Annotated in this window: 27 protein-coding genes, 1 pseudogene and 3 riboswitches; of the genes and pseudogenes, 20 read left to right on the top strand and 8 right to left on the bottom strand. The window is 45.3% G+C overall.

Features of this window, described 5'->3' with window-relative positions; translation table 11 throughout:
• Positions 1 to 68: 68 nt before the first annotated feature.
• Positions 69 to 878 carry a TIM barrel protein gene (locus ABLT31_RS21515; RefSeq protein ID WP_367755534.1) on the top strand — a complete coding sequence of 270 codons (810 nt, stop codon included), beginning with the start codon at positions 69 to 71 and terminating at the stop codon, positions 876 to 878.
• Here the strand turns inward: ABLT31_RS21515 and ABLT31_RS21510 are convergent.
• Positions 875 to 1,213: a L,D-transpeptidase gene (locus ABLT31_RS21510; protein WP_367755532.1), complete on the bottom strand. Its 339-nt coding sequence runs from the start codon at positions 1,211 to 1,213 to the stop codon at positions 875 to 877. The two genes, ABLT31_RS21515 and ABLT31_RS21510, sit on opposite strands and share 4 nt — an antisense overlap.
• A 63-nt stretch (positions 1,214 to 1,276) precedes the next feature.
• Here ABLT31_RS21510 and ABLT31_RS21505 point away from each other — a divergent pair, with 63 nt between their 5' ends.
• The 3 genes from ABLT31_RS21505 to ABLT31_RS21495 are packed head-to-tail and all read left to right on the top strand — an operon-like array spanning position 1,277 to position 3,708.
• Positions 1,277 to 1,831, top strand: a complete 555-nt coding sequence (locus tag ABLT31_RS21505) for a hypothetical protein (protein WP_367755530.1) — start codon at positions 1,277 to 1,279, stop codon at positions 1,829 to 1,831.
• Positions 1,821 to 2,870, top strand: coding sequence for a phosphodiester glycosidase family protein (locus ABLT31_RS21500; RefSeq protein WP_367755529.1), 1,050 nt, complete (start codon positions 1,821 to 1,823; stop codon positions 2,868 to 2,870). The genes ABLT31_RS21505 and ABLT31_RS21500 overlap by 11 nt, the downstream gene beginning before the upstream one ends.
• 19 nt (positions 2,871 to 2,889) lie before the next feature.
• Positions 2,890 to 3,708: a VanZ family protein gene (locus ABLT31_RS21495; RefSeq protein WP_367755527.1), complete on the top strand. Its 819-nt coding sequence runs from the start codon at positions 2,890 to 2,892 to the stop codon at positions 3,706 to 3,708.
• Here ABLT31_RS21495 and ABLT31_RS21490 read toward each other — a convergent pair.
• The 3 genes from ABLT31_RS21490 to ABLT31_RS21480 form a co-directional block, all read right to left on the bottom strand.
• Entirely contained in the window at positions 3,692 to 3,904 is a 213-nt protein-coding gene (locus tag ABLT31_RS21490; protein ID WP_367755525.1) for a hypothetical protein, read from the bottom strand. The two genes, ABLT31_RS21495 and ABLT31_RS21490, sit on opposite strands and share 17 nt — an antisense overlap.
• Positions 3,905 to 3,979: 75 nt before the next feature.
• Positions 3,980 to 4,474, bottom strand: coding sequence for a hypothetical protein (locus tag ABLT31_RS21485; protein WP_367755523.1), 495 nt, complete (start codon positions 4,472 to 4,474; stop codon positions 3,980 to 3,982).
• Positions 4,475 to 4,613: 139 nt separating this feature from the next.
• A complete protein-coding gene (locus ABLT31_RS21480; protein ID WP_367755521.1) occupies positions 4,614 to 4,874 on the bottom strand; it encodes a hypothetical protein in 261 nt (86 codons plus the stop codon).
• 121 nt (positions 4,875 to 4,995) lie between these two features.
• On the opposite strand from ABLT31_RS21480, the gene ABLT31_RS21475 reads away from it, so the two are divergent.
• Positions 4,996 to 5,469: a DUF2062 domain-containing protein gene (locus ABLT31_RS21475; RefSeq protein ID WP_367755519.1), complete on the top strand. Its 474-nt coding sequence runs from the start codon at positions 4,996 to 4,998 to the stop codon at positions 5,467 to 5,469.
• A gap of 258 nt (positions 5,470 to 5,727) precedes the next feature.
• Positions 5,728 to 5,871, top strand: coding sequence for a hypothetical protein (locus ABLT31_RS21470; RefSeq protein WP_367755517.1), 144 nt, complete (start codon positions 5,728 to 5,730; stop codon positions 5,869 to 5,871).
• 826 nt (positions 5,872 to 6,697) lie between these two features.
• Here ABLT31_RS21470 and ABLT31_RS21465 read toward each other — a convergent pair.
• Complete coding sequence (locus ABLT31_RS21465) at positions 6,698 to 7,837, bottom strand: L,D-transpeptidase (protein ID WP_367755515.1); 1,140 nt, start codon at positions 7,835 to 7,837, stop codon at positions 6,698 to 6,700.
• Between the two features lie 113 nt (positions 7,838 to 7,950).
• On the opposite strand from ABLT31_RS21465, the gene ABLT31_RS21460 reads away from it, so the two are divergent.
• Positions 7,951 to 8,364, top strand: coding sequence for a DUF2512 family protein (locus ABLT31_RS21460; protein ID WP_367755513.1), 414 nt, complete (start codon positions 7,951 to 7,953; stop codon positions 8,362 to 8,364).
• Entirely contained in the window at positions 8,361 to 8,657 is a 297-nt protein-coding gene (locus ABLT31_RS21455) for a hypothetical protein (protein ID WP_367755511.1), read from the top strand. The genes ABLT31_RS21460 and ABLT31_RS21455 overlap by 4 nt, the downstream gene beginning before the upstream one ends.
• A gap of 87 nt (positions 8,658 to 8,744) precedes the next feature.
• Here ABLT31_RS21455 and brnQ read toward each other — a convergent pair whose 3' ends face one another.
• Positions 8,745 to 10,082: a branched-chain amino acid transport system II carrier protein gene (brnQ, locus tag ABLT31_RS21450; protein WP_367755509.1), complete on the bottom strand. Its 1,338-nt coding sequence runs from the start codon at positions 10,080 to 10,082 to the stop codon at positions 8,745 to 8,747.
• Positions 10,083 to 10,417: 335 nt separating this feature from the next.
• Between brnQ and ABLT31_RS21445 the strand changes: the two genes are divergently transcribed.
• From ABLT31_RS21445 to ABLT31_RS21400, 10 genes are all read left to right on the top strand, one after another.
• The gene (locus ABLT31_RS21445; protein ID WP_367755507.1) at positions 10,418 to 12,139 is read left to right on the top strand and encodes a sensor domain-containing protein; all 1,722 of its coding nucleotides are present in this window, start codon (positions 10,418 to 10,420) and stop codon (positions 12,137 to 12,139) included.
• 28 nt (positions 12,140 to 12,167) lie between these two features.
• Positions 12,168 to 12,344, top strand: a complete 177-nt coding sequence (locus ABLT31_RS21440) for an aspartyl-phosphate phosphatase Spo0E family protein (protein ID WP_367755505.1) — start codon at positions 12,168 to 12,170, stop codon at positions 12,342 to 12,344.
• Between the two features lie 46 nt (positions 12,345 to 12,390).
• Positions 12,391 to 14,424, top strand: coding sequence for a flagellar assembly protein A (locus tag ABLT31_RS21435; protein ID WP_367755503.1), 2,034 nt, complete (start codon positions 12,391 to 12,393; stop codon positions 14,422 to 14,424).
• An 18-nt stretch (positions 14,425 to 14,442) separates the two neighbouring features.
• A complete protein-coding gene (locus ABLT31_RS21430; RefSeq protein WP_367755501.1) occupies positions 14,443 to 14,616 on the top strand; it encodes a hypothetical protein in 174 nt (57 codons plus the stop codon).
• Positions 14,617 to 14,685: 69 nt separating this feature from the next.
• A riboswitch (cyclic di-GMP riboswitch) is annotated at positions 14,686 to 14,774 on the top strand.
• Between the two features lie 116 nt (positions 14,775 to 14,890).
• The gene (locus tag ABLT31_RS21425) at positions 14,891 to 17,404 is read left to right on the top strand and encodes an EAL domain-containing protein (protein ID WP_367755499.1); all 2,514 of its coding nucleotides are present in this window, start codon (positions 14,891 to 14,893) and stop codon (positions 17,402 to 17,404) included.
• A gap of 20 nt (positions 17,405 to 17,424) precedes the next feature.
• Complete coding sequence (locus tag ABLT31_RS21420) at positions 17,425 to 20,664, top strand: response regulator (RefSeq protein ID WP_367755497.1); 3,240 nt, start codon at positions 17,425 to 17,427, stop codon at positions 20,662 to 20,664.
• A gap of 27 nt (positions 20,665 to 20,691) precedes the next feature.
• A complete protein-coding gene (locus ABLT31_RS21415) occupies positions 20,692 to 21,534 on the top strand; it encodes a CheR family methyltransferase (RefSeq protein WP_367755495.1) in 843 nt (280 codons plus the stop codon).
• Between the two features lie 93 nt (positions 21,535 to 21,627).
• On the top strand, positions 21,628 to 21,795 hold the full coding sequence (locus ABLT31_RS21410; RefSeq protein ID WP_367755493.1) for a hypothetical protein: 168 nt from the start codon (positions 21,628 to 21,630) through the stop codon (positions 21,793 to 21,795).
• 181 nt (positions 21,796 to 21,976) lie between these two features.
• Positions 21,977 to 23,569, top strand: a complete 1,593-nt coding sequence (locus tag ABLT31_RS21405) for a PAS domain-containing sensor histidine kinase (RefSeq protein ID WP_367755491.1) — start codon at positions 21,977 to 21,979, stop codon at positions 23,567 to 23,569.
• Positions 23,570 to 23,739: 170 nt separating this feature from the next.
• Positions 23,740 to 23,826, top strand: a riboswitch (cyclic di-GMP riboswitch).
• Between the two features lie 13 nt (positions 23,827 to 23,839).
• Positions 23,840 to 24,262, top strand: a complete 423-nt coding sequence (locus tag ABLT31_RS21400; RefSeq protein WP_367755489.1) for a hypothetical protein — start codon at positions 23,840 to 23,842, stop codon at positions 24,260 to 24,262.
• Positions 24,263 to 24,615: 353 nt separating this feature from the next.
• On the opposite strand, the gene ABLT31_RS21395 is transcribed toward ABLT31_RS21400, so the two are convergent.
• Positions 24,616 to 24,759, bottom strand: a complete 144-nt coding sequence (locus ABLT31_RS21395) for a hypothetical protein (RefSeq protein ID WP_367755487.1) — start codon at positions 24,757 to 24,759, stop codon at positions 24,616 to 24,618.
• A gap of 174 nt (positions 24,760 to 24,933) precedes the next feature.
• Positions 24,934 to 25,119 carry a hypothetical protein gene (locus ABLT31_RS21390; protein WP_367755485.1) on the bottom strand — a complete coding sequence of 62 codons (186 nt, stop codon included), beginning with the start codon at positions 25,117 to 25,119 and terminating at the stop codon, positions 24,934 to 24,936.
• A 13-nt stretch (positions 25,120 to 25,132) separates the two neighbouring features.
• Positions 25,133 to 25,220: riboswitch (cyclic di-GMP riboswitch) on the bottom strand.
• Between the two features lie 258 nt (positions 25,221 to 25,478).
• Between ABLT31_RS21390 and ABLT31_RS21385 the strand changes: the two are divergent.
• A pseudogene (locus ABLT31_RS21385) lies at positions 25,479 to 26,035 on the top strand (GGDEF domain-containing protein).
• A gap of 3 nt (positions 26,036 to 26,038) precedes the next feature.
• Positions 26,039 to 26,281: a hypothetical protein gene (locus tag ABLT31_RS21380; RefSeq protein ID WP_367755483.1), complete on the top strand. Its 243-nt coding sequence runs from the start codon at positions 26,039 to 26,041 to the stop codon at positions 26,279 to 26,281.
• Positions 26,282 to 26,307 lie beyond the last annotated feature (26 nt).

Below are 26,307 nucleotides of genomic sequence, written 5' to 3'. Positions count from 1 at the left end.
ATTTTGCCCTGTAGGAAGGGATAATTTCTCGACAAGAAGAATAGGTCTGTAACAGAGGTGGTGGTAAGATGAAAGCTGTGCGATTAAAGTGTGCGCTGGAGGCCCGGCAGATTTTGGACCGGTTGCGGCATCAGCCGGAGATTCTGGAGCTTCAGTTATTTGAAAAAGATGTATATCAGCCGGAAAGGTTGATTCGCATCATTCGCATGCTAAAGAAAAAGGGGATCCGGGTGTATTTGCATCACCCGATGAAATTTCGCGGGGAGTTCGTCGATATTTTGAGCGAGGATCGGGAGAGGCGTGACTTTTACGATTGGTCGTGCTCCATCCTGACTCAAGTGTGCCGGCAGGAACGGGTAAAATGTGTCGTCCACGCCCATTACGCGGGGACGGAGTGCTCGGAGCTGGATCATTTTCGCTTGGGAAAAAAGCTGCGGAACCGAATCCGGCGGTTTGCGGAGGAAGCGGGGGAGTGGTTTTTATGGGAAAATACCACGCAAGGCATGTTCTCTCAGGAAAATCCCTACTTTATTTCGGAGCTGGTGAAGCCGCTGGGGCTCTCGCTTTGCCTCGATATCAGCCATTCCTTTATTGCCTTCCAAGGGGACAACGAAAAGCTCCAGCAAGGGTTAGCTGAAGCTCTTCCTTTTGTAGAATATTACCATGTGGTCGATAGCCTGGGGGCCGGTCATGATTCGCTTTCGCTGGGACTGGGAAAAGTGGACTGGGGCCGCGTCATCCCCTACCTTACGGGAAAGGACTTTATTTTTGAAATTGGCTTGGAAAATGTCTATGACTGCACGCCAATGATTCGAAGTGCTGAATATTTGGCGCAGCTGCAGCATCAGACCCAGACCCAGGCTCAGGCCGAATCTTAGTTTTGTCGAATCGTCACCCTGGTGCCGATCGGCACGATTTTAGACAGCTCAAGCACGTCATCATTGTACATGCGGACACAGCCTTTGGAGACAAATTTGCCTATGCTCCAAGGGGCATTCGTGCCGTGAATCCCGTAGCCGGGACGATCCAGCCCCATCCACATGACGCCGTAAGGGCCGCCTGGATTTGGGGCTTTATTAATGATCTTAAACTCCCCTTGCGGGGTGGGAGTCAGCATTTTGCCGATTCCGACAGGAAAGCCGCGAACGACAATGTCGTCCTGCAGCAAGTAAAGCTGCCGTTTATTTATGGAGACAATAATCCGATAAGCCATGCGATCACCTCCCTGTATCCTATTCGCGAAGACACAAATTGGTAGATTTTTTCTGAACTTCTTGTGAACGGAAGGGTTAAGAAGTTGAATGGACAGCTTTCCTGGTTAATGGGGAGGCTGTTTTTCGTTTCCTATGCTATACTAGACACTGGAATTTTCATAGGAATAAAGGATGTGAAGGAAACGATGGAAACGATAACCGAACTTTCAACCGTCACGAAACCATCTGCGGCAACGGATCGAAGAAGGGAAAAGAAGCGATTGGCCATCCAAATTCTGCTGGTCACCCTGGTGGTCGCCGTTTGGGGAGGATTGCTTTATGGAGGGTACTACTTGGCCAACCAATATATACAGGAAACGCGCCTTTATGTGGATCAGCAATTAAATGAAATCAAGCAGCAAAACCAACAGCAGGTTACCCTTTTGCAGACGGAGCTGCTCAAAGTTCATGAAGAGCTGGGTTTAATCAAGGAAGAATTGGCTTTTGCCGATGAGACGCTGAATGGGTCGAATCAAACGAAAACGGCCCTGCAGGAGCGGATGGCCTTGCTCGACAGCCAATTGAATCAACTGAAGACGTCCTTGAAGCAATTGGAGGAAGCGGCTCGTGTTCACTAAGGTTCATGCGTTCTTTTTATTTTTGCTGGCCCCCTTGTTAGGATTTTTCCTGGCGTTTCAAGAGCAGAATCCGTTTGTCTTGGAAGATGCCACGGCCCTAGCGCTTCCGGTCGAGCCGCTGGCGAAGCAAATGGAGCCCCTGCAGCAGCAGATCCAGGGATCCCAGGACATTATCTCGAACATTCAAACGGGTGCGGAAGAAGATAAAAAGGTCTTCGAGGCCCAGCACGAGAAATTAGCTCAACTTATCGAAACGAGCCAGTCCCAGACGAAGAAAAGCGAGGATGTCTTAGACCAAATCCTTACCAACATGCTGGGCGAACCGATCGGACAAACCTTCGGCAAACGGGCCACGGTCAAAGTATTTTCATTGGAGGAGTCCGGATATAAGGGGTATATGGCGAAGGTGAAGCTGCACGACCCGAATGCGTTGAAAGTAGTACTCGCCAACGACTCCATCGCAAGCAAAGGCGAAACGACGAGCCAGGCAGCGCGAAGAAAGCAGGCCGTTCTGGCGATCAACGCCGGAGGCTTCATGAACAATGCCAGCGGGAAATCGGTTCCTTTGGGCATCACCGTGGTGGATGGCCAGGTCAAGACCTTTTCCACGACGGCAACGCTAAGCTTTGTCGGCTTTAACCAACAGGGAAGATTGGTTGGCGGGAAGATCAAGTCGAGGGAACAATTGGACAAGATGGGCATCCTGCAGGGGGCAAGCTTTCTTCCTACCCTTCTCGAAGGAGGGAAAAAGATGCCGATTCCGAAAGATTGGGCAAACAAAAAGCAGCCGAGAACGCTGATTGGCCACTTTTCCAACGGGGACTTGCTCCTCATCGTCATTGATGGGCGGAGAAAAGGATGGAGTGAAGGGGTGACCTTGGAAGAGGCCCAGCAAAAGCTGCTGGAGTTTAAAGTAAGGGATGCCTACAACCTCGATGGAGGGGGCTCGAGTGCGTTCTATTATGACGGGAAGCTGCGCAATCGGCCGTCCGACGGGAAAGAGCGCCCGGTCACGACCAATATTGTGATTCTTCCATAAGGATACGGACCGGGCAAGCTTGGCTATACTGGACGTAGAGGTGACATTCTACGCCATGATTGGAATCGATAAAATCTATCATGTTTTGTTCTATGGAATGCTCGCGTTGGTCCTGGGAAGCATCGCCTGCAGGCTGTCCCCGCGCACCCGCGCCCTGCCGAGGCTCTTATGGATTGCGCTTGGCCTGCTGTTGATCAGCGTGTTGGAGGAGTATCGGCAATTTTTTGACCTGAACCGCGATACCGAGTATCTGGACGCTGTGGCCAATCTCGCCGGGATTGCGTTGGGATTGATTTTTCCTGTTGCAGCGCATGTTTCGCAAATTCGTCAAGGTCGAATCCGAATCCAGCGCCGCCTGGTTTTTTCCTTTGTACTGCTTGTCCCGCTTTTTTACGGGCTGACCTTTTTCACATCAAAGGGCCCTCCGACGCCTTTTTTCGCTCAAGGGACCGTTCAAACTGACGGCATCAGTGTTCAGGCGGGAAGCTTAGTGGCACCCCAAGGGTACCACCGACTGCAAGCAAAATATTTGCCCCAGCTGCTGTATATAGAAAATGAATATATCCGAGAATTATCCGAACTCATTGTGTATACGCAAGAACACGGGAACCTGGCCCATCACCTCTGGCTGATGGTGCAATTGGGGAATGCAGTGGACACGCAATTTGACCAGATTGAGCGGTCCATGAAACGAAGCGCTCAGGAGGCCGGGCTGCCCCTGAGCATCACGAAGCAGGTGAAAAAAGAGTTCATGCAGCGAAAAAAAGCGCACCGAGCGCGATTGATCAAACATGCCATCATAGAAAAAAAGCTTCCGCCAGTCACTCGGAAGCTATAATGGAATGGATCGAAGCCATCGGGATTAACGAAGGAGGGACATGGGGCTGAGAATGGACAAGCGTAATCGCGTCATTTTCGGCTCCATACCCCGTAATGATTCCCGTCGTAGAAGCATGCCCCGCTTGCCCAAGCAGATAGTAAACCTTTACTTGCTGCTTCGTTTGAATCATTTTCTGAATCATATTTTGGATCATCTGACACCATCCCCTTTGCTATGATATATCTAAATATTCTGCAAAGTGGTTATTTTCCCCTTCGTTGAAAAAGCACTACTTTTGTCGACTGTAAGGCCACATCAGGAGGTATTTGTCCTCTTGCTGGGCAACAAAAACATCCTGCTGAATGATAAAGTCTCCATAGACGCTTTGATAAGAAAGCGTGACGGGAATTTTAAAGGCTTCCGGCATCAAGGGAGCTTCCGGACTCATTTTCCAATCGGAAACCAAAACCGCGTCACCCAGTTCAAATTCAAACGTTTGGACCCCAAAATCCTGCATAAATACATGAGCGCGCTGCTGAATATAGGTTTGTTTCGCAAAACGCTCCTTCATCAGGGGGTGAAAAAGCTCCCATGAGCTTCCAAAGTCTCCGCTTTGCTCATACGTATAGAATTGCTTCACGACGGCCTCAGGCGAGTCGACCTCCTCTGGCGTAGAAGGGGAGGCAGCCGGAAAAAAATAGGTGATGAGGAGAGCGACAAGCAGGGCAGCGAAGCTCAACAACCCAAACTGACTCAGCTGGCCGCTGCGACGGCGTTTTAACAATCGTGGAATCACCTCCCTAAGCATGTCTCAACCCATTTATATGCCAGGAAAGGGGGAATTATCTGCTAGAATGGGGAAAAAATATAGAAGGTCAAGAGAGGGGGGTGGAGTGGCGCGGGAGGCTAAAGGGGTTGACCCTTTAGCGCGGAGGATTGCTGTTTAGCATAATCGTTTCTCCCCGTTCATCCGTCACAAAGATGGACACATTGTCATCCGTATAATCCCGGACTCCGTCATAGCTGCGGGTACGTAGCATTTCCCCGTTAAAGGAAGTTCGCGTGGTGCCTGAGAGTTGGTTTACAATAAAGGAGTGGTCATTCGGCACCGTTTGAGCGCCGCAGCCTGAGAACAGGAACAGAAAGACCAAGCAGAGAATACCTTTTATCCACAAATGAAACATCAATCAACACTCCTTAAAAAATCAGCATTAACGTTCTTAGGTTTCCCCATTCTTCCATTTTCATAAGCGAAAGAAAGCGTTATAGTAAGAAGAGAACCTTGGAGTGGGAAGGCGATGAGACATGTTCAGAAAATGGGCTAGAAGAATAAAATTGGAGTATCTCAAGCTGGTCCGCAACAAAGGAGCCTCTTCTTTGGTTGCCAGAAGCTTTGCGATCGGGATGTTTATCGAGTTTATTACCTTGCCAACAATGGGACTAGCTTTTCTGTTGCTTTATCCCTTGATCCGGCTGTGCCGAGGCTCCTTCCCGGTATCGCTGATTGGGTTTACCTTAGGGAAGTTCATCGTTCCGTTTTTCCTCGTACTCAATTACAAAGTCGGCGCCATGCTGCTGGACCTGGAAGCCTCGTATACCGCTAGCACACAGCCGTTTTTCTCCATTCAATCCCTCAAGGAAAATGGACTCGTGTTCCTCACCGGCAGCGCCTTGGACGGTCTGGGATTTGCGATCCTTTGCTATGGATTGGTTTATGCGTTCTTGGTCCTTTATCGCAAACGCAAAGAAGTCCGTCGTCTCCAGCGGCAAGTATCATGATAAGTGCCCAATATTCGGCTTAGTGCCGAATGTTGGGCATTCTTTACTGTTTAAGAAAGTTTAAGTTCACTCAAGCAATAAAGGGAACAAACTTTCTTAAACGCATGAAAAGCTTACTCTACAGGCGGTCTGGCTTCCTTGAAAAGGCTTCGAAGAGGATTTTTTATTATGTTTCGCACCGGTTTTATAGGATTTGTAACATTGGCATCCCTCTTGCATATAATAAAGGTCATAACAAGAAAAAGTGGAGGGATAGACATGAAAAGCCAATACTGTATCGAATGCGGACGCGAATTAAAGGAGTACCTCAGCGAAACGTTGCATGTGTGCAATATCTGTGAAACGAGAAAAAGCCATTCGATCATGGTAGAGGTGAACTTTTCTGGCGGGAAGAAGGCATAGGCCAGAGAGGGCTGGTTCAGGGGCATAGCCCGAGGGTAGGGTACTTGTAGGGACTACAATAAAAATCAAACTTTTGGAATATTAAAATATGTGAGTATGGTCGCTGGAGGAGGCTTGAGAGCCCTGTTTGAGATCGTCAATGGACAAAATTAGCCCCGATCCTTGATGGATAGGGGCTAATTGTATGTTTGTAATGGGGGGTGCTGAATAATGGGCGTTTATTTCTTAGTCTCGGAAGATCTGGTTGAGGTCTAGTTTTAGTGTATTCATGTTGGGTTTGTAAGTTTAAGCCTCGATTCGTGACCAATCCGATCCCACTCGTGAGTATTTCTGAGGATTCGTGAGTATGATCCGGTCAAGAGGGGGGATGGGAAGGGTTGAGCTAGCTTAGGAACTGGTCTATCTGTAATGGCTGCTGGATCGTGAGAATAGTGGTCTGTTTGGTGAGTATTTAAGCTGGTTTATTTGTAATTGTTTTAGCTTTGTGAATTAGGGCCCTCGGTTCGTGACAAAACTGATCCCATTTGTGAGTATTTTCAAAAAATCGTGAGTATGATCCGACCAAGAAGGGGGATGAGACGGAATGAACTCACTTTGAACTCGGTTATCTGTAATGGCTACTAGATCGTGAGTAAAGTAGGCTAGCTTGGGAGTATTTGAGCTGATTTATTTATAATCATGTCAGGATTGTAAGTATAATTGCTTTTTTGTAACCAAAACGGTCCAGTTCGTGAGCAACTTTGAAAAAACATCAACCGCCAGGTCCGAGATCAACCTACATCCAATAAAAAAAGAGCGAAGTAACCTCCGCTCTACCCAAATCCCACTATTCAACTACCACTTCCTCTGACTCCTGAGGAGGAACCAATTCCGAAGGCGTGACTTCTAAAGGAGCGACTTCCAGACCAGCTTCTACAGAATGATCCTCAGCAGAACCCGTTTCAGCAGAATCCACCTCAACAGAACCAGCTTCTTCCGACGAATCCACCTTTTCCTCCACAACCTTCGTTACTTCCTCCACCGTCACCGCTCCCGTCTTTCCGTGGAACCAAACGTCTCCGGCCCAGGTGGTGTGGATGCGATACCAGCCATTCCATTCCTCGAAAGCGACTACCACTTGAGGAGATAAAGATCCTTTCTTCGAGCTGGTTGTAAAAGGCTGCTCAAAAATCGGCACGGTTTTCCCAATGGTGATTTTCTTTTCAACAGGGAGGATGTCTCCCACGATGGTTTGATCGGACTTGATCCAAAGCTCGCCTGCCCAGGTTTTTACGCGGTACCAGTCGGATTGCTTTTCCACAGCCTGAATCGATTGCGGAGCGAGAACGTAAGGAGTAGGATCGGCATCAGCTTTATTATAGAGCTTTGCGTTTCTCGTAAGCGTTAAGCGAACGTCCACTTTTTCCAAAGGGAAACTCGAAACGGGTTTCGCGACAGGTTTGGCCGCAGGAGCGGCTTCCACTGTAAAGTTCTTGGATTTCGCAATTTCTGCAAAAGAAGACTTGGAATTCGCGATGATGACGGTCGTGTTCACTTTTACTTGATCAAACAGCCAGCGCACATCTTTATTGTGCATCCGCACGCAACCTAAGGAAACATAGCTGCCGATCGACTTTTCGTTATTATTGCCGTGGAGGCCATAGGTATCACCCCGGGTTCCCCGGGCGTTCAGCCCCAGCCAGCGGTCACCGAGCGGATTTCGGGGATCGCCTCCTGCAATCTTTCCTGTATAATAAGGCCGATTTTTAATCTTATTGACGATTTTAAAGGTTCCTTCGGGGGTGAAGGTTTGTTTTTTGCCGGTTGCGACAGGAAATGTTTTGATCAATTTCCCCTCTTGATAAAAGGCCAGCTTGTTCGTTGCTTTGTTGATAATGATTAACTGATCGCTGGTCTCCGCTGCCCAGACCGAACTTCCTCCGGCCAAAAGGCATAAGACCAGGATAAGAGACAATATTCTCTTCATAAATGGTGCTCCTTCCCATGAGGTAACAAAATTCATTATAAATTACAAAAATTTGGTAGGTAAACAACTTTCGATTGACAATTTTCGCATGAAGGAAAGAGAGTTTGTCGAGAATGAAGAATAAGAGAGGATGGATTGCGAATTTGAACCTACATAACCGTGTAACCGTGAATCTGATCTATAAACTGCTTTTATTCCCAACTATTTTATTTGGAGCGGCAATCATCCTGCCTACTGAAATTCAATATTCTTCGTGGGTCCCCGCGGCCTTTCTCAGTACGTTATATATCCTCATGGGCCTGGTAGCTGACGAAACCATTCTCCCGATGTTCGGCAATACCAAAGCGACCATTCAAGGGAGCTTCTTTATGACGGCCGTCACCTGGCTGCTGCCCTTTGTCTATCCCGGCAACCTGGTGACTCTTCCGGGAGCGGCAGCGGTGGGAATATCCCTGGGAATTGTTGAATATGGCATGCATGGGTGGATTCTGAAGCAACGAGAGCTTCATAGAAGGGGAGTTTCATGAGGACCGCTCTATTGAGAAAAAATAAAAACCCAACTTTGCCTGGCTGTCTAGCCACCAGACGAAGTTGGGTTTTTGTTGTGTATGGACTTGAAGTAAGTGGAGATTCGCCCATTAAACCTCCAGATCACTCTCTTTTCTTGCGTGTAGATGGAAAAACGCCCACTACTGGCGGTAAAACGAGCAAAATGATGGGGTTAAGCTGTATTAGATGGACAATTTCCCGCTATTTCGGCTTTATTTGGTTTGATTTTGAGTTTAAGAGTCGCAACTCCACCTACTCAACACGGGAATAGAAAAATGGACCTACCACCCCTTTTTCCCATCCAAAGCAAAAAGGGTGTCCCAAAAGCCTAGCTTTTTAGGACACCCTCCTATTCTGATTAAGAAACCTTCCGTTCTACTTGTTCCTCTTGTCTCTTTCCTTTTTCCAGTACATATCCAATCGAACCGCCGATTACAGCAGGAAGGATCCAGCCTAACCCCAAGTCATAAAGAGGAAGCCCACTGTAAAGGGCAACTACAGGCTCCATGTTTAAGCCCGCTGTTTTCAAGGCATCGACGATGCTCACGATCGCAGTTCCGATCATGGCGCCGACATACACTTTTCTAGCCCTAGCAAGCCCGCTGATGAAAGACAGGGCAATCAACGTCATGGCAATCGGATAAAGGCCCATCAATACAGGGACCGAGAACGCGAGGATCTGAGTAAGCCCCATGTTCGCTAAGGCCATACTGAATAAGGCTAAACCGATAATAAAAGTCCGGTAGGATACCTTCGGCCAAAGTTTCGCGAAATACTCTCCGCAGGCAGTGACCAGCCCGACCGATGTGGTCAAGCAAGCGAGCGTGATCGCCACACCGAGCAAAACAGAACCCGACGTGCCAAGCAAGTGGCGAACGACAGCCGAAAGGATTTCTCCCCCGTTGCTGGACGGACCCGTAAGGGACAAGCTAATCGCCCCTACGTACCCTAAAGATACATAAACCAGACCTAGTCCAGTCGCGGCGATCACCGCTGCTTTGATTGTCGCGGCGGTCAACGTTCGTCGGTCGGTTACGCCCTGACCTTGTACCGCGGAAATGACCACAATCCCGAAAACGAGGGCAGCCAGCGCATCCAAGGTAAAGTAGCCTTCGATGAATCCTTTGAAGAAAGGAGCTTCAGCATAAGCCTCCGCGGGAGCGCCGATCTCATCTAATGGGGAGAAAATCGCCCGCAAGACCAAGACGGCAATGACCGTTAATAAAACGGGAGTCAGCAGCTTTCCGATCCGTGCCACGAGTTTGGATGGATTTAAAGCCAGCCAGTAGGTGATCCCAAAGTAAACCAACGTATAGACAAACAACGGCCAGCCTTGAGCATTCAGCCCCGCTGGGAGGAAAGGCACAGCACCCATCTCAAAAGCAACTGTACCGGTTCTTGGTATAGCCAACAAAGGTCCGATAGCCAGGTAAATGGCCAGCGTAAAGACCACAGAAAACTTCGGGTGAACGCGGCTCGCTAAATCCTGCAAGTCCCCGCCGGTTCTTGCAATCGCCGTAACGGCCAGAAGGGGTAAGCCCACCCCGGTAGCCAGGAAGCCAAGGATCGCGATCCATAGGCTGGTTCCCGCTGCTTGTCCTAAAGAAGGTGGAAAAATCATGTTCCCCGCGCCAAAAAATAAAGCAAATAGCATAAGACCAATGGTGAATGTGTCTTTGGTAGATATTCGATTCATTTCTATGAGATCCCTCCGGAAAATGTCCTAAGAATAGTTTGTGAATAAACCTTACTAAGGATAACACATCGGAGGCATTTGGTTAAGAGTTTTCATACAATGTAGAGAATTTACCAAATGTGAGGGTGAGGAGCATGATTTGGGAGTGCGGCGTCAGAAACTCCCGAAAATCGCATTATGTAACGGGAGTTTCTCTTTGTGTCTTCATGCAATAGGAACGGATTCCTAATTCATTTCTTAATATTAGGACCAAAAATAGGAGGTGATTATGATATATTTTTCCAATTGCTTACATCAAAATAGAAGTAATGATTCTAGTTAATTAGGCCTATGAAGTGAGAGAATGGAGTGGAATAAGCATGGTCGTGGAGTCCTGTACTAGTAAGACAGAAGATCCAGCACCTTCCGAGCTGAAACAGATAATGGATTATATACATCATTTTATTTTTAAGATTAAAAAGAGAAGAGATGGGGTTTCTATTTTTACTTTTGCGGAAGGCCAGCTTGCGAAGGAGCTGGGCTTCATGACAAGTTCAGTTATGGGCAAATCGATAAATGAAGTACTCCCGCAAGAGGCTTCCAAATCATTCAACGAGTATGTTAATAAGGCCTACACGGGAGAAATCATGAAATCGGAGATTAAATTATTCGATAGAACGCTTGAATGTATCTTCCAGCCTGTATTAGTGGGCAGCAAAGTTCTTGAAGTGATCGGTTCAGCCGCGGATATTACGGAGCATAAGCAAGCAGAGGAAAAAATAAAGTTTAGGTCTCTCTACGATCCCTTAACCAACCTGCCCAATCGGACTCTGTTTCAGGAACTTTTGGAAAGTGCAGTCGCAGTGGCTGATCGGGAAAAGCATATCCTTGGAGTGATGTTTCTTGATCTGGCGGGCTTTAAGCTCATCAATAATATGTACGGATATCACTTTGGGGATGCATTATTAAAAAGCTTTGTTGATCGGATGAATGGTTGTATAGCAAAAGACGCTACCATGGCTCGCATGGGAAGCGACGAATTTTCCATCCTGCTTCCCTATATTGAGGGGCTACAAGAGTGTGCAAGCCTGGCGGAAAAGATGGTTCATGCCCTGGAAAAACCTTTTGTTCTGGAAAATCGCGAAATTTTGATCGATATTCATATGGGAATATGCATCTATCCCGTTGGCTCCCAAGACGTAGAAACCTTGATGAGAAACGCGGAGAATGCCATGTATCGCGCCAAGGAAAACAGAGGGGAGAACATTCAATTTTTTACTCCTATCCTTCATGAACAAGCCTATGAACCATTTTCGCTGCAAAGAGATCTTCAAAAAGCTTTGACATGCGATGAGCTTTCTCTTCATTATCAACCACGCGTGAATATAGACTCAAAACAAGCAGTGAGTGCTGAAGCCTTGCTGCGATGGAAGCATGCCGAGAAGGGGTGGATCGCTCCGGCAGAAATGATTCCAGCAGCCGAGGAGTCGGGATTGATCCTGGAGGTAGGAAAATGGGTAGTGCAAACGGTATGCAAACAGAACAAGCGATGGCAAGATGCAGGCTATTCCCCTCTTCGCATAGCTGTAAATATATCCGTAAAGCAATTACAAAACTCAGGTTTCGTAGACATGATCTGCGACATACTGGTTGAAACAGGCCTGGATGCCCAGTGGCTGGAGCTGGAAGTCACGGAAAGCTGCATGATTGAGAATGTTCAGGAAACCATGTGCAAAATAGAGCAGTTAAAATCGATGGGCCTTAAAATATCGATTGACGACTTTGGTACAGGCTATTCCTCATTAAGCTATCTTAAGTGTTTTCCCATTGACTTTTTAAAAATCGACCGATCCTTCATCACACACATCACATCGGATACGGCGGATCAAGCCATCACGGCCACCATCATTGATTTGGCGAGAAATCTTCAAGTTAACGTGGTGGCTGAGGGAGTGGAGACAGAAGATCAACTGAAGATCCTAGGCGAACTAGGATGTGATGAGATCCAAGGATATCTCTATAGTCCTCCTGTCCCAGCGGAGGAATTTAAACGTCATTGGCTAAAGCAGGTTCCTTAAACTTTTCCATGAATAGGAGAGACAGACGATGAAGGATCCATTGCTCCAGTTGTTCAAAGAAATCGAGAAGGAAAAAAGTGAACTGCTGGAAATCTTTAAGGAGGTCCAATCCCTGCATGACGAGAGGGTCATCAAGCTCAGCCAGGATTTGGACAGGCTCATTGTTCAATATCAGAAGATCCAATTAACGCAGAGGCGCGATTAGATGAATATGTAATTCACCTATATTCAATCGTGAGAGGGAGGGTAGAATGAGCCATTCAGTCATTGTCTCTAAAGGGAAGGATGTCCACGAAGCCATCACGATCGGTTTGGAGGTTCTTGAAGCCCGCAGGCAGGAAGTGGAGATTGAGATTATAGAAAATGCGACGAAAGGGTTTCTGGGGATATTCGGCTCTAAACCAGCCATTGTACGGCTAGTAAAAAAATCGCTTGAAGATAAAACCGCAATGGATCAACTCCGAAGTCAGGATCAGGAGGTGAGTCCGTCTAAACCTCAGGACACCTTGCCGGAGATGACCGAAATCGGGAAGGCCTGGATCACGGATGGGAGAATTTTTTGCAAGGAAACGCCTACCCACTATCCTACGATCACGCCAAAGAAAGGGATTACCCTATATAAAAATGGGGAGATCGTGAAACAACCAACGGTGATCTCGGAAAAAGACCAGTTTAAGGTTGATCTAAACGATGAACTAAAGGAAACAACCTGGTCCATCGAATTGGACGATAGGAAGATGATCGCCACCCTTCATATCCAGCCGGGGTACAAGCGGACCCGTACCCTAGTGGATCAAGAGCCTAGTCCGCATATCAAGCTGGAATTCGCCGAAGAGGAGGAGATCATCAATCACCTCCAAATCGCTTCGGTCGTCCAGAGAATGCAGGAGTTGGGGATCCAAACTGGGATACGAGAGATAGAAGTCTTTAAAGCTTGTGAAGCCCGGGTGTCTGGTGTATTCGAGATTGCCAGAGGGATTGAGCCTGAGCAGGGTCAAGACGGTTGGCTGGAATTGAAGGTAAACACCGAACTATTGAAAAACGAACCAAAGGAATTGGAAAATGGGAGGGTGGATTTTCGGGAGATCCAAACGATTCCCAGTGTGGATGCAGGCCAGGTGATTGTGATCGTTCACCCCCCTGCCGCAGGAAAGCCAGGGATGACGGTTACGGGGGAGATGATTCCGCCACCCCTGCCGAAGGAACTGAATGTTCAGGCAAGAAAAGGAGCGGACTTGATCGAAGACGGGACGAAAATTGTGGCCGTGGATTCGGGAAGGCCGCACATTGAGTACCAGGGGAATGTAGCCAGGGTTTCCGTCGTGCCCCGATTATATCACGCTGCCCATGTCGATTTGGCTTCGGGAAATCTGCATTTTTCGGGAGATATCGAGGTTCAAGGAAATGCGGAAGAGGGAATGACCGTCGAAGCCCTGGGGGATGTCCTCATACATGGTTTGAGCAATCGAGCGATCATTACAGCCGGAAATCGCATCGTGATCCGGGGAAGTGTGATTAATAGCTCTCTTGCCGCGGGAAAAAGCAACCTTCTGCTGGAGGATATGGGCCAATTGCTCGGAAAGATAGCGGACCAATTAGAGGGGCTTGCTTTGGCCATTCAGGAGCTTTATTTAAGTGCCGCTTTTAAAACGTCGGACTTTGCCCGGATGGGACTAAGCTCGTTGATTCGTATTTTACTAGAGCGAAAATTCAGTGAGGTTCCGAAGCTGGTTAAAGAATTGTCTGACTTGACGGCGAAAGCAGATAAAGAACAAAGGCTGGACCAGGGATTTAAGGAAGTCGTGATCAAGCTATCCAATGGATTCCTGAAGTTTCTGCCCACACAATTTCGTGTCCAAAAAGATCTTTCCGCTTTAATCCAACAGGTAAAAGCACTCGATGAATGGAGCCGCACCCCTTCAGAATCCGATGCCAGCATCATTATTCCTTATGCGCTAAACAGTGAAATCTATTGCAGCGGCGATGTATACGTTATCGATCAAGGGTGCATCCATTCGAAAATCCATTCGGGAGGCAGACTGCAAGTAAGCGGCATGGTACGCGGGGGACAGGTTTATGCTGCGTTGGGGGCCGATATTGGGGAAGCGGGAACCCCCGGCGGAAGACCAACAAGGATTCATGTGCCTTTTGGACAGACGATACGCATAAAGTACGTGATGGAAGGAACCTATCTCCAAATCGGAAATCAAACGCATCAATTTCTGACAGCAGACAACGATGTCTTTGCACGGATCGATCGAGAAGGGAATTGGCTTTTTCATTAGGATGGGGGAGAAAATGGTATGTTTGAGTGGCAAATAATGCTCAAGGAAGACAAGGCCATTGTTTTATTTAAAGGGGACATTGATATTGAAATGACAGGAGTGCTGGAGGAAGAAATGATGCCGGCTTTTTATCGTTTTGATCGTGCCTGTCACCGCCCGAATATTGTCGAAAAAACACAGGGTATTATTTAGCAGCTTTAAAACTGTTTCCCTTCATTGAACCGAGGGTCCATCCACTATATACTTAAATAAAAAATAGGTTGTTGATAAAGGCAAACGTACCAAAAGGTGGGGACGCAAAGCTATGGGTCTAAGGTCATTTCATGAACTACGACTGCCAGGCCGCCGAATAGTGAAGACGGAGGGCTATTCATATTTGAATAGCCCTTTAGTAGGATAGCGTCCGTTTTTTGCCCGCCTATTTTAGATATAGTAGATGAGATTCAAAGGAGTGGAGAAGGTTAACATGGACAGCGGGGAAAAAATCAATATTTTATTAGTGGACGATCGACCGGAAAATCTTTTAGCTCTGGAAGCAATTATTGAGAGAGAAGATTACAACTTAATCAAGGCTTTATCAGGCGAAGAAGCACTCAAATCTCTGCTGAAATATGATTTCGCTGCCATCTTACTAGACGTACAAATGCCTGGAATAGATGGCTTTGGAACCGCCAAGATCATTAAGGCTCGCGAAAAAACAAGAAATACTCCGATTCTTTTTATCACCGCGAATAACATGGATTCGGAGCATATATTTACCGGTTATTCGATTGGGGCTATAGACTATATCCTGAAGCCTTTTGATCCCATTATTTTAAAGGCGAAAGTCGAAGGGTTTGTAGAAATTTATAAAATGAATCAAAAGCTGTCCAAGCAAGCCGATATTCTGGCTGAAAAGACAACAGAACTGAAGAAAGCCTATTCGGAGTTGGCTGCCGTTACGGACAAGCTACGCGTATCTGAGGCTTTAGCCAATGTCATTAGCGAAACATCCATTGACTCGATGATGATACTGGATGAAGAGGGTTTGATTCTTAAAGTAAACCCTGCTGTGGAAAAAATGTTTGGTTATGAGGAGTCAGCGATTCTTGGCCAATACATAACTTCATTATTGCGGAGTGAAGCATCACAGAAATATATCCGAGATGCATTTCAAGCGATAAATAATTTAGAAAATATATTGGGTTATGATAATTCCAGAGAAATTGAAGCTACTCGAGCAGATGGCACTTCATTTCTGGCTGAAATCCAATTCGGAAAACGATACGTCCAGGGGAAATGCATCGTGGCTTGTACCGTACGGGACGTGACGAAAAAGAAGCAATATGAGGAAATGATTACCCATATGGCCTATCATGACGGCTTGACCGATCTGCCGAATCGAAGGCTTTTTAACGATGAGCTGAGTCAAAGGCTGCACCAAGCCAAGCAAAAGAACCAGCCCTTAGCGATGATGTATTTGGATATGGACCGTTTCAAATATATCAATGACTCCCTTGGACATATCACTGGGGATAAAATGCTTCAGGAAATTGCTGTCAGGCTGGCATCCTGTATGCGTGAAGGGGATTTGGTTGCAAGGGTAGGCGGAGATGAGTTCAATGTAATTTTGCCGGATACCGATCGGGAGAACGCGCTCGAAATCGCAGAGCATGTATTGGACGCTTTTAAAAGGCCATTTTACATCGATGCTTATGAATTATATGTAACAACAAGTATTGGAATCAGTGTGTTCCCATACGATGGCGAGGATGCCCCTGTGCTAACGAAGAACGCGGATGCGGCCTTATATCGTGCAAAAGAACAAGGGAAAAATCAATATAACGTGTACCATTCCGGGATGAATATCCAATCTTATAGAACTTTTATTATGCAGAATGAATTGCGGAAAGCGATCGAACGGGAGGAGTTTGTGCTCGTTTATCAACCGCGGGTCGAGATGGATTCAGGCCAGATCCGAAGTGCTGAGGCGCTATTGCGCTGGAACCATCCGAGCTGGGGAATGGTATTGCCGTCAGAATTCATTCCTTTAGCTGAGGAAACCGGACAGATTGTGGAAATTGGCGAGTGGGTGCTCAAGGAGGTTTGCCAACAAATCAGGGAGTGGCAAAAAGCCGGGCTGTCTCCCGTTCGCATAGCCGTGAATGTTTCGGCGCAGCAGTTTTTACAGAAAGGCTTGAGTGACAGCATTCATGGGATTCTCCTTGAAACTGGATTGAGCCCCGAGTTGCTGGAGGTAGAAATTACGGAATCCGTCATTATGGGAAATGAAGAGACCATTACTCGAACCCTCAATCAATTAAAAGCGATGGGGATCTGCATAAGCATAGATGATTTTGGGACGGGCTACTCTTCCCTGAATTATCTAAGACGTTTTCCTGTCCATGCGTTAAAGATCGATCAGTCCTTCGTTCGGGACATCTCCAATATACAGGGAGATAGCACCGCGCTGGTATCTACTATGATTTCACTAGCACACAGCTTAAAGATGTCCGTGATCGCGGAAGGAGTGGAAACAGAGGAACAGCTGAATATGTTGAGAAAGTATAATTGCCAGGAATTTCAAGGTTACCTTTTTAGCCCTCCCGTTTCGTCCAAGGAGTTCGAAGACTTCTTATCAAAAAGTCAGGAAGTTTCTTTTGAAAATATAGCTGAAAAACGAGAAGGGACAATGGATGGGGGTTACGCCCATGTTCCTAAAGATCAAGCCAATATGGATAAAGAAATCCTGGATCTTGCCTTGAAGCACACCAAAGAATTATATTCGATTTCTTCGAGGGAAATGGATGTATTTGAGTTAATCGTAAAAGGGTTAAGCAATAAAGAGATTTCGGATCAATTGTTTATCAGTGAACATACGGTGAAGAATCATATTACGCGTATCTTTCAAAAACTGACAGTGAATGATCGCCTGCAGGCGATGGCCAAGGTCTATCAAACCTGTATTGAAGAAGGAAAAGCTTCCTTCAGTAAAAAATAGCAGAGCAAGGAGCTCCCGTTATGAAAATTAAAACCAAATTATTGTTAGGGCTGAGTGCCTTGCCTATTCTTATTTTCCTTTTCATAGGAATGGGCTGGTTCCAGCTTTCCAGTCTCCATAAAATGAGTGACTCATTGATTGCCGACAACGAAGCTTCCTTTTTAGCGAATCAAATTCACATCAAGGTGAAAAATCAGGCCATTCATTTAAGAAATATCGTCGTTCTCAATAATCCACCCTCCATCCAAAGGGAATTATCTGCTTTGCAAAAGGAAAGTGATGCTGCTGAACAAGACATTGCTTTACTTGAATCGCAAGTAAAATCAACCGAACAAAAAAAGAGAGTAGAAGATCTAAAGCAAACCAACGAACAATTCAATGCCTATAAAGAGAATGTGATTAGCCTCGTTTCTGAGGGGAAAAGGGAAGAAGCCCTCCAGTTGATTAATAGCAATGCCTCTGCCATTCATGATGAGTTTTTACAAGTGATTTCCAACATGACGGATGCTTTTGAAACGAATATGAGAGCTTCCCTGAGCAATATATCCACTGACTTCCAACGGCAAATTCTCATCAGCAGCTTTATTTCTTTGATCGGAATCATCATTGCCTTAGGCTTTGTGTTTCGCAGCGTCTGGACGATCGCCACTCGGCTGAATCGCGTTTCGGGTGTGATGACGAATGTCGCCCATGGAAAGGCGGACCTTAAAACAAGAGTGGAGGTCCAATCCCATGATGAGATCGATGACGTTGCCCACTCGTTTAATCTGATGGCGGAGTCATTAGAGGAGCAGGCAAGAAAGGAACAGAATCAGAATTGGATCCATTCCAATATGGCCGATATGACAACGAGCCTAAGCGGTACGCATGATTTGGAAACTTTGTCCCGGACCTTCCTGTCCAAAGCAGCCCCCTTGCTGGAGTCATGTCAGGCCGTATTTTATGTGAAAGACGAGGTGTGCGGGGAAAAGCCCGTCTTTAAGCTGCTTGCCTCCTATGCCTTCAAGGAAAGGAAGCACGCTTCGAATACGTTTGGCTTGGGGGAAGGCCTTGTCGGCCAAGCTGCGCTTGAAAAAACCCCCATTATCCTTACGGAGGTTCCAGCGGATTTTATTCGCATCAAATCGGGGCTTGGGGAAGGTCAGCCTCTGAATATTTATGTATTGCCCATCCTTTATAAGGACGATGTCAAGGGAGTGCTAGAGATCGCTTCATTTAAACCGTTCACTTTGACTCAGCAAACCTTTTTGGAGAAATTGGTCAGTAACCTAGGGATTATAGTGGACAGTGTCATGGGAAGAATTCAATTAGCTAAATTATTGGAAGAATCCCAGGCCTTAACCGAGGAAGTCCAGGCTCAGTCGGAAGAACTGCAATCGCAGCAAGAGGAGCTTCGCGCCACGAATGAAGAGTTGGAGGCGCAGACCCAAGCGCTTCGCCAGTCCGAAGAGAAGCTTCAGGCCCAGCAAGAAGAGCTGGAGCAAACCAATGCGGAGTTGGAGGAAAAAGCCAAAAGCTTGGAGGAGCGGAATAAGAAAATTGAATTGACCAATAGGGAAATGGAAAAAGCTCGCGCTGAGCTGGAAGAAAAAGCAAGACAGCTGGCTTTGAGCTCCAAATACAAATCGGAGTTCTTAGCCAATATGTCCCACGAGCTTCGAACCCCATTAAATAGCTTGCTTATTCTATCGAAATTGCTATCGGATAACCACGGCGGAAATCTTACGGAAAAACAAATGGAATACTCAAGAACAATCTATTCTTCCGGCAGTGAATTGTTGACGTTAATCAACGACATTTTGGATTTGGCTAAAATTGAGTCCGGAAAAATGGACGTTCATCCGAAAAACGTTCGAGTGAAAGATCTGACAGAGTTTGTGGAAATGAGATTTAGGCCGATCGCCAACGAGAAGAATTTAGATTTCCGTATTGTATTAAAGGACGGTCTTCCGGAATTTTTCTGCAGTGATGAACAAAAGCTGCAGCAGGTCTTGAACAATCTCTTATCGAATGCCTTTAAGTTTACCGATCAAGGCGGAGTCAGCTTAACCATCGACAGGATATCGAAGCCTGATCAGCCATCAACCTTTTCTTTCTCCATTGCAGATACGGGAATTGGCATTCCTGTGGAGAAGCAGGAGCTAATTTTCCACGCCTTTCAACAAGCGGATGGGACAACGAGCCGCAAGTATGGGGGAACGGGCTTAGGCTTATCCATCAGTCGGGAAATGGCGGCTCTCCTGGGGGGAAATATTGCGGTAGAAAGTGAAGAGGGCAAGGGCAGTACCTTTACTTTTTATGTCGGTGAATACCAGGGAACGGAAAAAGAACAGGACGAGTTTGAACGTACCATGGAAGAAGTCGCTGTAGCGACAGAAGCTCAAGTGGACCAACCGAAGGCTGTTGTACCCGTTGAGTTGAAGCCTGTGCAGCCTAGCAGCCGCATCAAGAGACTTCTGATTGTCGATGATGACGTAAGGCAACGCAATAGTTTAATGGAACTCATGGGAGACAAGGACGTGATCATTAAAGCCGTGTCTTCAGGCACGGAGGCCATCGAGGAATTGAAGGTTGACCCATTTGATTACGTCATTCTTGATTTAGGATTATCCGATACAACAGGCTTCGATTTGCTGGAAAAAATCAAGAAAAATGTAGACTACCAGGATTTAAAAGTCTTTATTTACACGGGGCGCGACTTAACCTCGAAAGAAGAAATGTATCTCAAAAAGTATGCCTATACCATTATCATCAAGGATGAACATTCCCCGCAACGGTTAATGGATGAACTGGAATTCTATTTACATTCAAATGTTGAACAAACGCAAGCGAATGAACAAGCAGATGACAGTGCCATCCAAAGCTTCCCTGGACTCGAAGGGAAGAAAATCCTTCTTGTCGATGATGATGTTCGGAATGTGTATGCTTTATCCAGTATATTGGAATTACAGGGGATGAACATCACATTTGCCGAGAATGGGCTGGAGGCTCTGGAGCTATTGGAGAAACATCCGGACTTCGATCTTATCTTAATGGATATCATGATGCCGGAGATGGACGGTTACGAAGCGACGCGGAAAATAAGAGAAAATCCGAAGTTCTCCCACCTTCCTGTCATCGCGCTGACAGCTAAAGCCATGAAGGAAGATCGGGAAAAATGTATGGAGGCGGGGGCATCCGATTATATCGTCAAACCGGTCGATCCCGATCGGCTCATTTCCCTAATCAGGGTGTGGCTCTATCCGCAAGAGGAAAAATAGGAAACCAACTTGTCTATGGGGGACAGTATGAGGGAATATCAGGATCGCTCCCGTGAGGATCGGGAGAAAATTGAGATTGAACTGCTTTTGCAGGGATTATACGCTTGGTGTGGCTATGACTACAGGAATTATGCCTATCCATCGATAAAAAGAAGAATATGGCATCGGGTAGAAGCCGAAAAATGTTCCAGTATTACCGGGCTTTTAGAGAAGATCTTACATGATTCGGCTTGCTTAAAAAGGCTGATCGCCGACTTTTCCATTCATGTTACGGAAATGTTTCGCGACCCTCTGTTTTTTTTGCATTTCAGAGAGAAGGTTGTCCCCCTTTTACGCACCTATCCTTCGATCCGGATTTGGCATGCAGGCTGCTCAACGGGAGAAGAAGTCTACTCCATGGCGATGCTGCTGCATGAGGAGGGCATCTATGAAAAGACAAAGATCTATGCAACGGATATTAATGCGGATGTCCTGAAAATGGCCAAATTAGGAGTATATCCCTTAGAGAATATGAGGAAGTACACGAATAATTATATCAAAGCCGGAGGGAAAAAGGCCTTTTCGGACTATTACCAAGTGACTCGAAACGGCGTGAAGTTTACCCCTGAATTAACTAAAAATGTGGTTTTTTCTCAACATAACCTGGTTACCGATCGATCATTTAATGAATTTAACGTGATATTATGCCGCAATGTATTGATTTATTTTAATAAAGCCTTGCAAAATGCGGTACACGATCTTTTTTACGAAAGCTTGGCCATGCTTGGCATTCTTGGCCTCGGTGACAAGGAAACCATCCGCTTTACGGATAAGGCCGATTGTTATGAAGAAATTGGCGTTAATCAGAAATTATATAGAAAGATCAAATGAATGGGCTCGACAAAATTCGGGCGGTGACAGGCACTCGTATAAACTCCAATAGCTGGAAACATACTAATTCCAGTAAAGGAGTTGAGACCTATTATGCCAAAAGATCTAAAAAACAAAACCGATCAAACGAAGAATCAGCCCACGATTGCGCCTGGCATGGATATAGATGAGCTAGAAGAAGATGCGACGGAAGAGGAAGTCGCCCAAGGAGATTACACTCCCGTTACTAAGCTATTTCTGGATCGGACCCCAGATGAATAAGTCGACAAATTTCGGGTGGTGACAGGCACTCATATTTCCCCTCCTTCGCGAAGGCAGGGGTTTCTTTCATTTTTAATAGCATTCATTAATCGCGAAAGGAGGAAATGGTCTGAAAAAGCTTTTTATCCGTTGGCGTTCGAGGGAGGCTCAGTCCTCTTTTAGAATCCCGATCATCTATCTTGTGCTTTCCATTTTTCGGATCGTAATTGTGGACCAGACGCTTCTTTATTACAGCCAGGACAAAAAGACGTTCTCTATCGTTCATATGACTTCTGAACTCATCTTTGTATTAGCTACTGTGGTTCTTCTTTTTGTCATGATCTATCGCCAAATTGCTGCGGAAAGAAGGTCCAGGCAGGTCTGGCAGGAAAGGGAAGAACATCTGCGATTTCTCATTAATACCATGCCTGATTTTGTTTGCTACAAAGACGCGAAAGGCCGCTGGGTGGAGGCCAATGCGTTTGCCTTAGAGCTTTTTCAGCTGCAGGAAGTCGCCTATAAAGGGAAAACGGACAAGGATCTGGCCGAGGAAGCCGGCTTTTACCGGGATGCCCTGTTTTATTGCTATGAGTCCGACCAAGAGGCGCTGCAATGCGAAGATCCTGTTCGATTAGAAGAAGTCATCCCTCTGCCCAACGGCAAGCGGTTGACGTTTGATGTGATCAAAGTTCCCACCACCCATCCTGATGGACTACGAAAAGGGCTGGTCGTGATCGGCCGCAACATCACCGAACGAAAAGAAGCGGAAGAACGATACAAATCGTTATTTGAACAAAATCCGGATCCGATTGCCTCCTTTGATGTTTACGGAAATCTCATGACGGCCAATGCCGCCTGTGAAAAAGTAACAGGTTATACGCTGGAAGAGCTACAAACCATGGATTTTAGCCAACTGGTTTTCGAGGAAGATATCGAGAAGGTGAGAAAGAACTTTAGAGCCGCCTTAGCGGGCGACCATCCCAGCTTTGAAATTCCCTTTCGCCATAAAGACGGGCATCGCATTGACATGAGCGTCAAGAATGTACCAATTGTCGTACACGGGGAGATTGTGGGGGTGTATGGGATTGCGCGGGACATTAGGGATTGGAAACGAGCGGAAGAAATGCTTCGCAAATCCGACCGCTTGTCGATCGTCGGCCAACTGGCGGCTGGCGTCGCCCATGAGATCCGCAATCCCTTGGCTACCCTCAGTGGATTTGTCCAATTATTAAATGAGCAAAGCAGCGAAAACAAGCATTACTATGACATCATGCTTTCCGAGCTGGACCGAATCAACTTCATCGTCAGTGAATTTATGATGCTCGCCAAGCCGCAGGTGCTGGAATTTGAGCAAAAGGACCTGAAAAAGATCCTTCATCATGTCATTACTCTCGCCAATACGCAAGCGATCATGAACAAGATCGACATTACAGCCACCTGGCCCAAGAACTTGCCGCTCATTACCTGTGGAGAAAATCAATTGAAGCAGGTGTTTATTAATATCCTGAAAAACGCCATGGAAGCCATGCCTTGGGGAGGAGAGCTGGCGATTCAAGTTCACCGTCCTAACCCGGACTATGTGGTGATCCAATTTAAAGATCAAGGAATTGGCATCCCGGAAGACCGCATCGAAAGGCTGGGAGAGCCATTTTATTCGACGAAGGAAAAAGGGACAGGCCTTGGGCTGATGGTCAGCTATAAGATCATCGAGGCACATGGCGGAAGGCTGCTGATCGAAAGTGAGGTAGGGAAGGGGACGACGGTGGATGTGGTGTTGCCGGTAGGGGGAGGATGAGAAATAAGCCATTTTGCTTCTTAGTAAAAAATGTCCAAAAGCATCTAATAGCTATTTAGGTGCTTTTCTTTTTTATCTAATAACACGTTAATGAAAACTTAATAAACTTTTTATACTCACTTCAAATAATATTGGTAAGATTTTCTTCGGATTCGACAAAACAATCAATCCTACGACAAAGGCAAAGCCATTGAAAAATGGTGACGCAAAACTAAAGGGGCTAAACCAGAATATGGAGATGCCAGCCAGTTACCGAGAGGGGAAAACAAAATGAAAATTGTCAAAGTAGCGCTTGTACCGTTAGTTGCAGTAACTATTATTAGTGGGTTTTCAGGGGCAGTGTATGCTAAAAACGAGGGAAATGTTAGCCATCAACAAAAAGTTGTAACTGAAAATGATGTCAAAAACAAATATTACCCCATGTTTAAACAATTAGAAGGTGAAGCAAAATCAAGTATAAACAAATTAGTATCGGATGCATTATCAGGAAAAGGTAATCCATCAGAAATAATCGCAAAAGGAATACAGCTTCGGGATGAAATAACTTTAAAATTTAATCAGTTATTAGAACAAATGAAGAAGGAACTTGAAGATTCTGGTTTGAAAACGGATTTAGTGTCTGAAGCTAAAGCAGAGTTTAGTAATCAAAGTCTTATACAAAAAGATAAAGTGCGCAATAAAATTAACAAGTAATTATTTTTCAAAAAACTAACCATAACTAACAGCTTTCACAATTAATTTGAATACAAACCATATTGAAATAACCTCGGTATAGTCTATTTATTTTACCAGAACAAACATTGTTGTAGGAGAAAAGAGCTAAACGATCTTCATATTATCCTTGGTACAAACAGTACGATCTTCACAATAAGGACACCTTACTGAATTACCGCCTAGAGCTGAGTCAAACGCATCTATGTCCATTTGGAGGGGGGAAGGAAAGTCCTTATTACAATGAAGACAAATGATAAAAAGTCTAGCCATATCTTTTCTCCTTTTCTAAAAATAATGAATAACAGGATGGTTTTACGTACTACTGGAATACCTTAAGCATGTCTATTTCCGCTAATTTGTTTACGAGGGCGGTTCCCCACCTTCACAAACAAAGCACCGGATTCTAATTCTTTAAAGAACCGGATCCCGAAGAAGACTAAGGGTGTCCATATTTCTTTAAAGCTATAATAAGGCAATCTAAACACCTCCTATGCAAAAGTTCTATTAAAAACGGTACTATAGTATTAATCTATCATGTAATATTTGTAAAAGTATCGTGAAAATTGTCGAGGGATGGTTGGTAATTATTTTTAAAAACCAAATGTACAAAACTTTACCAAATCGAACTTTTATGCAAACAAAAGACCTCCTTATACAGAAGGTCTTTTTTGTAATGTTTGTTTTAATGAGTTGATCCTTGTGTTAATCCAATGGATAGCCTGGTTTAATTCATCTCTTTCAGGCCAATTCAACATAGGGTCCAAGACATCATTCGCTAATTTTTCTTTAACATCGGTTAGTTGTTGGATTGTTGAAACAAGTTCCAAACGACTCATTTATTATTCTCCTTTCGGCAACCCGGCTACCCTGGTTTGTAGAAAACTTTAGGCCCGTAGCTTTGCGTCTTCATCTTTCGATGAATTTGCTATTATCGAGGTTAAAGGTAAAAATACCCACCAATAGAATATTACATCAAAAGTACCGAAATGTGAAGGTATAGTCATAAAGTAATAAAATCACAGTAGTAATATAGTATCAATGTATTGTAAAATTTAGACAAATTACCTTATCTGGAAATGAGGAAAAGTTGTTGGGATTCACTGGAAGAATTGGGCTTTTGATCTTTACAGTAGTTAGTTTTGTTGTGTGGCATTTTGCCCATGGTCTTCGATTTGATATTTTTAATGTTTTCCTGATGATCTTCTTTGGTATCCTTAGCTGGGTGTTAGGTATTCAGTATGATAAAGCTAAATATTTTTCTGAAAAAGACACACTAACCAGAGTGTATAACCGGAGATTTGTTGAGGCTATATTCCCAAAAATATTAGCTCAAGTGGAGCGTAATAATGAACAGCTAAGCCTGTCCATTATTGACTGCAATGATTTTAAACCAATAAACGATACTTACGGTCATAAAATTGGTGATGAAGTATTGATAACTCTCTCTTCATTGCTCTCAGGTGAAATTAGGAAAAGTGATATTGTTGCACGTTGGGGCGGAGATTTCTAATTATTTATCCTAACGCTAACGAGGAAGGTGTTCAAGCCATTATCAACCGTATCCAGAAGGAGCTTACAATGTTTTCAGAACGTATAAAAATAGACATTTCAATTTCCATCGGGACTGCAGTATATCCAACAGACGGATCGACTTTAGATGAGTTAATAAAAAAGGCTGATAAACGGATGTATAAAGTAAAAGCTGTTAATAAAAAAGAACTTAAAAATGACTCTTTCGAAGAAAATAGTTAGATTTTGAGTATGGCTTTATACGGTTTTAAAGATGGATTAACCAATTTTAATCAAGCACAAATGAATGCCCTTCTTTCGGCCCAACCATCGAGTTTAATTTTCGATGGTTCTTTAATTAATAAGGAAATGAGAAGCGGAACAACTGAATTTAACCTTTCAACGAATAGCTATGGGGTAACGTTAAGGGATATGTATGGTAAATCCTCTCTAGGAAGAGTGGAGTTTGAAGTCGTAAAATACGGATAGTTGTCCGCTTCAAATTCCGCTTTCGT

This window comes from Ammoniphilus soli, assembly GCF_040813775.1.
This window is presented reverse-complemented; position numbering and strand designations above follow the sequence as displayed.

Bases quoted from the DNA above. Each gene is read 5' to 3' on its own strand.
- ABLT31_RS21515 (WP_367755534.1), top strand. From the start codon at position 69: ATGAAAGCTGTGCGATTAAAGTGTGCGCTGGAGGCCCGGCAGATTTTG.
- ABLT31_RS21510 (WP_367755532.1), bottom strand. From the start codon at position 1,213: ATGGCTTATCGGATTATTGTCTCCATAAATAAACGGCAGCTTTACTTG.
- ABLT31_RS21490 (WP_367755525.1), bottom strand. From the start codon at position 3,904: ATGATCCAAAATATGATTCAGAAAATGATTCAAACGAAGCAGCAAGTA.
- ABLT31_RS21480 (WP_367755521.1), bottom strand. From the start codon at position 4,874: ATGTTTCATTTGTGGATAAAAGGTATTCTCTGCTTGGTCTTTCTGTTC.
- ABLT31_RS21475 (WP_367755519.1), top strand. From the start codon at position 4,996: ATGTTCAGAAAATGGGCTAGAAGAATAAAATTGGAGTATCTCAAGCTG.
- ABLT31_RS21470 (WP_367755517.1), top strand. From the start codon at position 5,728: ATGAAAAGCCAATACTGTATCGAATGCGGACGCGAATTAAAGGAGTAC.
- ABLT31_RS21465 (WP_367755515.1), bottom strand. From the start codon at position 7,837: ATGAAGAGAATATTGTCTCTTATCCTGGTCTTATGCCTTTTGGCCGGA.
- ABLT31_RS21460 (WP_367755513.1), top strand. From the start codon at position 7,951: ATGAAGAATAAGAGAGGATGGATTGCGAATTTGAACCTACATAACCGT.
- ABLT31_RS21455 (WP_367755511.1), top strand. From the start codon at position 8,361: ATGAGGACCGCTCTATTGAGAAAAAATAAAAACCCAACTTTGCCTGGC.
- brnQ (WP_367755509.1), bottom strand. From the start codon at position 10,082: ATGAATCGAATATCTACCAAAGACACATTCACCATTGGTCTTATGCTA.
- ABLT31_RS21440 (WP_367755505.1), top strand. From the start codon at position 12,168: ATGAAGGATCCATTGCTCCAGTTGTTCAAAGAAATCGAGAAGGAAAAA.
- ABLT31_RS21435 (WP_367755503.1), top strand. From the start codon at position 12,391: ATGAGCCATTCAGTCATTGTCTCTAAAGGGAAGGATGTCCACGAAGCC.
- ABLT31_RS21430 (WP_367755501.1), top strand. From the start codon at position 14,443: ATGTTTGAGTGGCAAATAATGCTCAAGGAAGACAAGGCCATTGTTTTA.
- ABLT31_RS21425 (WP_367755499.1), top strand. From the start codon at position 14,891: ATGGACAGCGGGGAAAAAATCAATATTTTATTAGTGGACGATCGACCG.
- ABLT31_RS21420 (WP_367755497.1), top strand. From the start codon at position 17,425: ATGAAAATTAAAACCAAATTATTGTTAGGGCTGAGTGCCTTGCCTATT.
- ABLT31_RS21415 (WP_367755495.1), top strand. From the start codon at position 20,692: ATGAGGGAATATCAGGATCGCTCCCGTGAGGATCGGGAGAAAATTGAG.
- ABLT31_RS21410 (WP_367755493.1), top strand. From the start codon at position 21,628: ATGCCAAAAGATCTAAAAAACAAAACCGATCAAACGAAGAATCAGCCC.
- ABLT31_RS21400 (WP_367755489.1), top strand. From the start codon at position 23,840: ATGAAAATTGTCAAAGTAGCGCTTGTACCGTTAGTTGCAGTAACTATT.
- ABLT31_RS21390 (WP_367755485.1), bottom strand. From the start codon at position 25,119: ATGAGTCGTTTGGAACTTGTTTCAACAATCCAACAACTAACCGATGTT.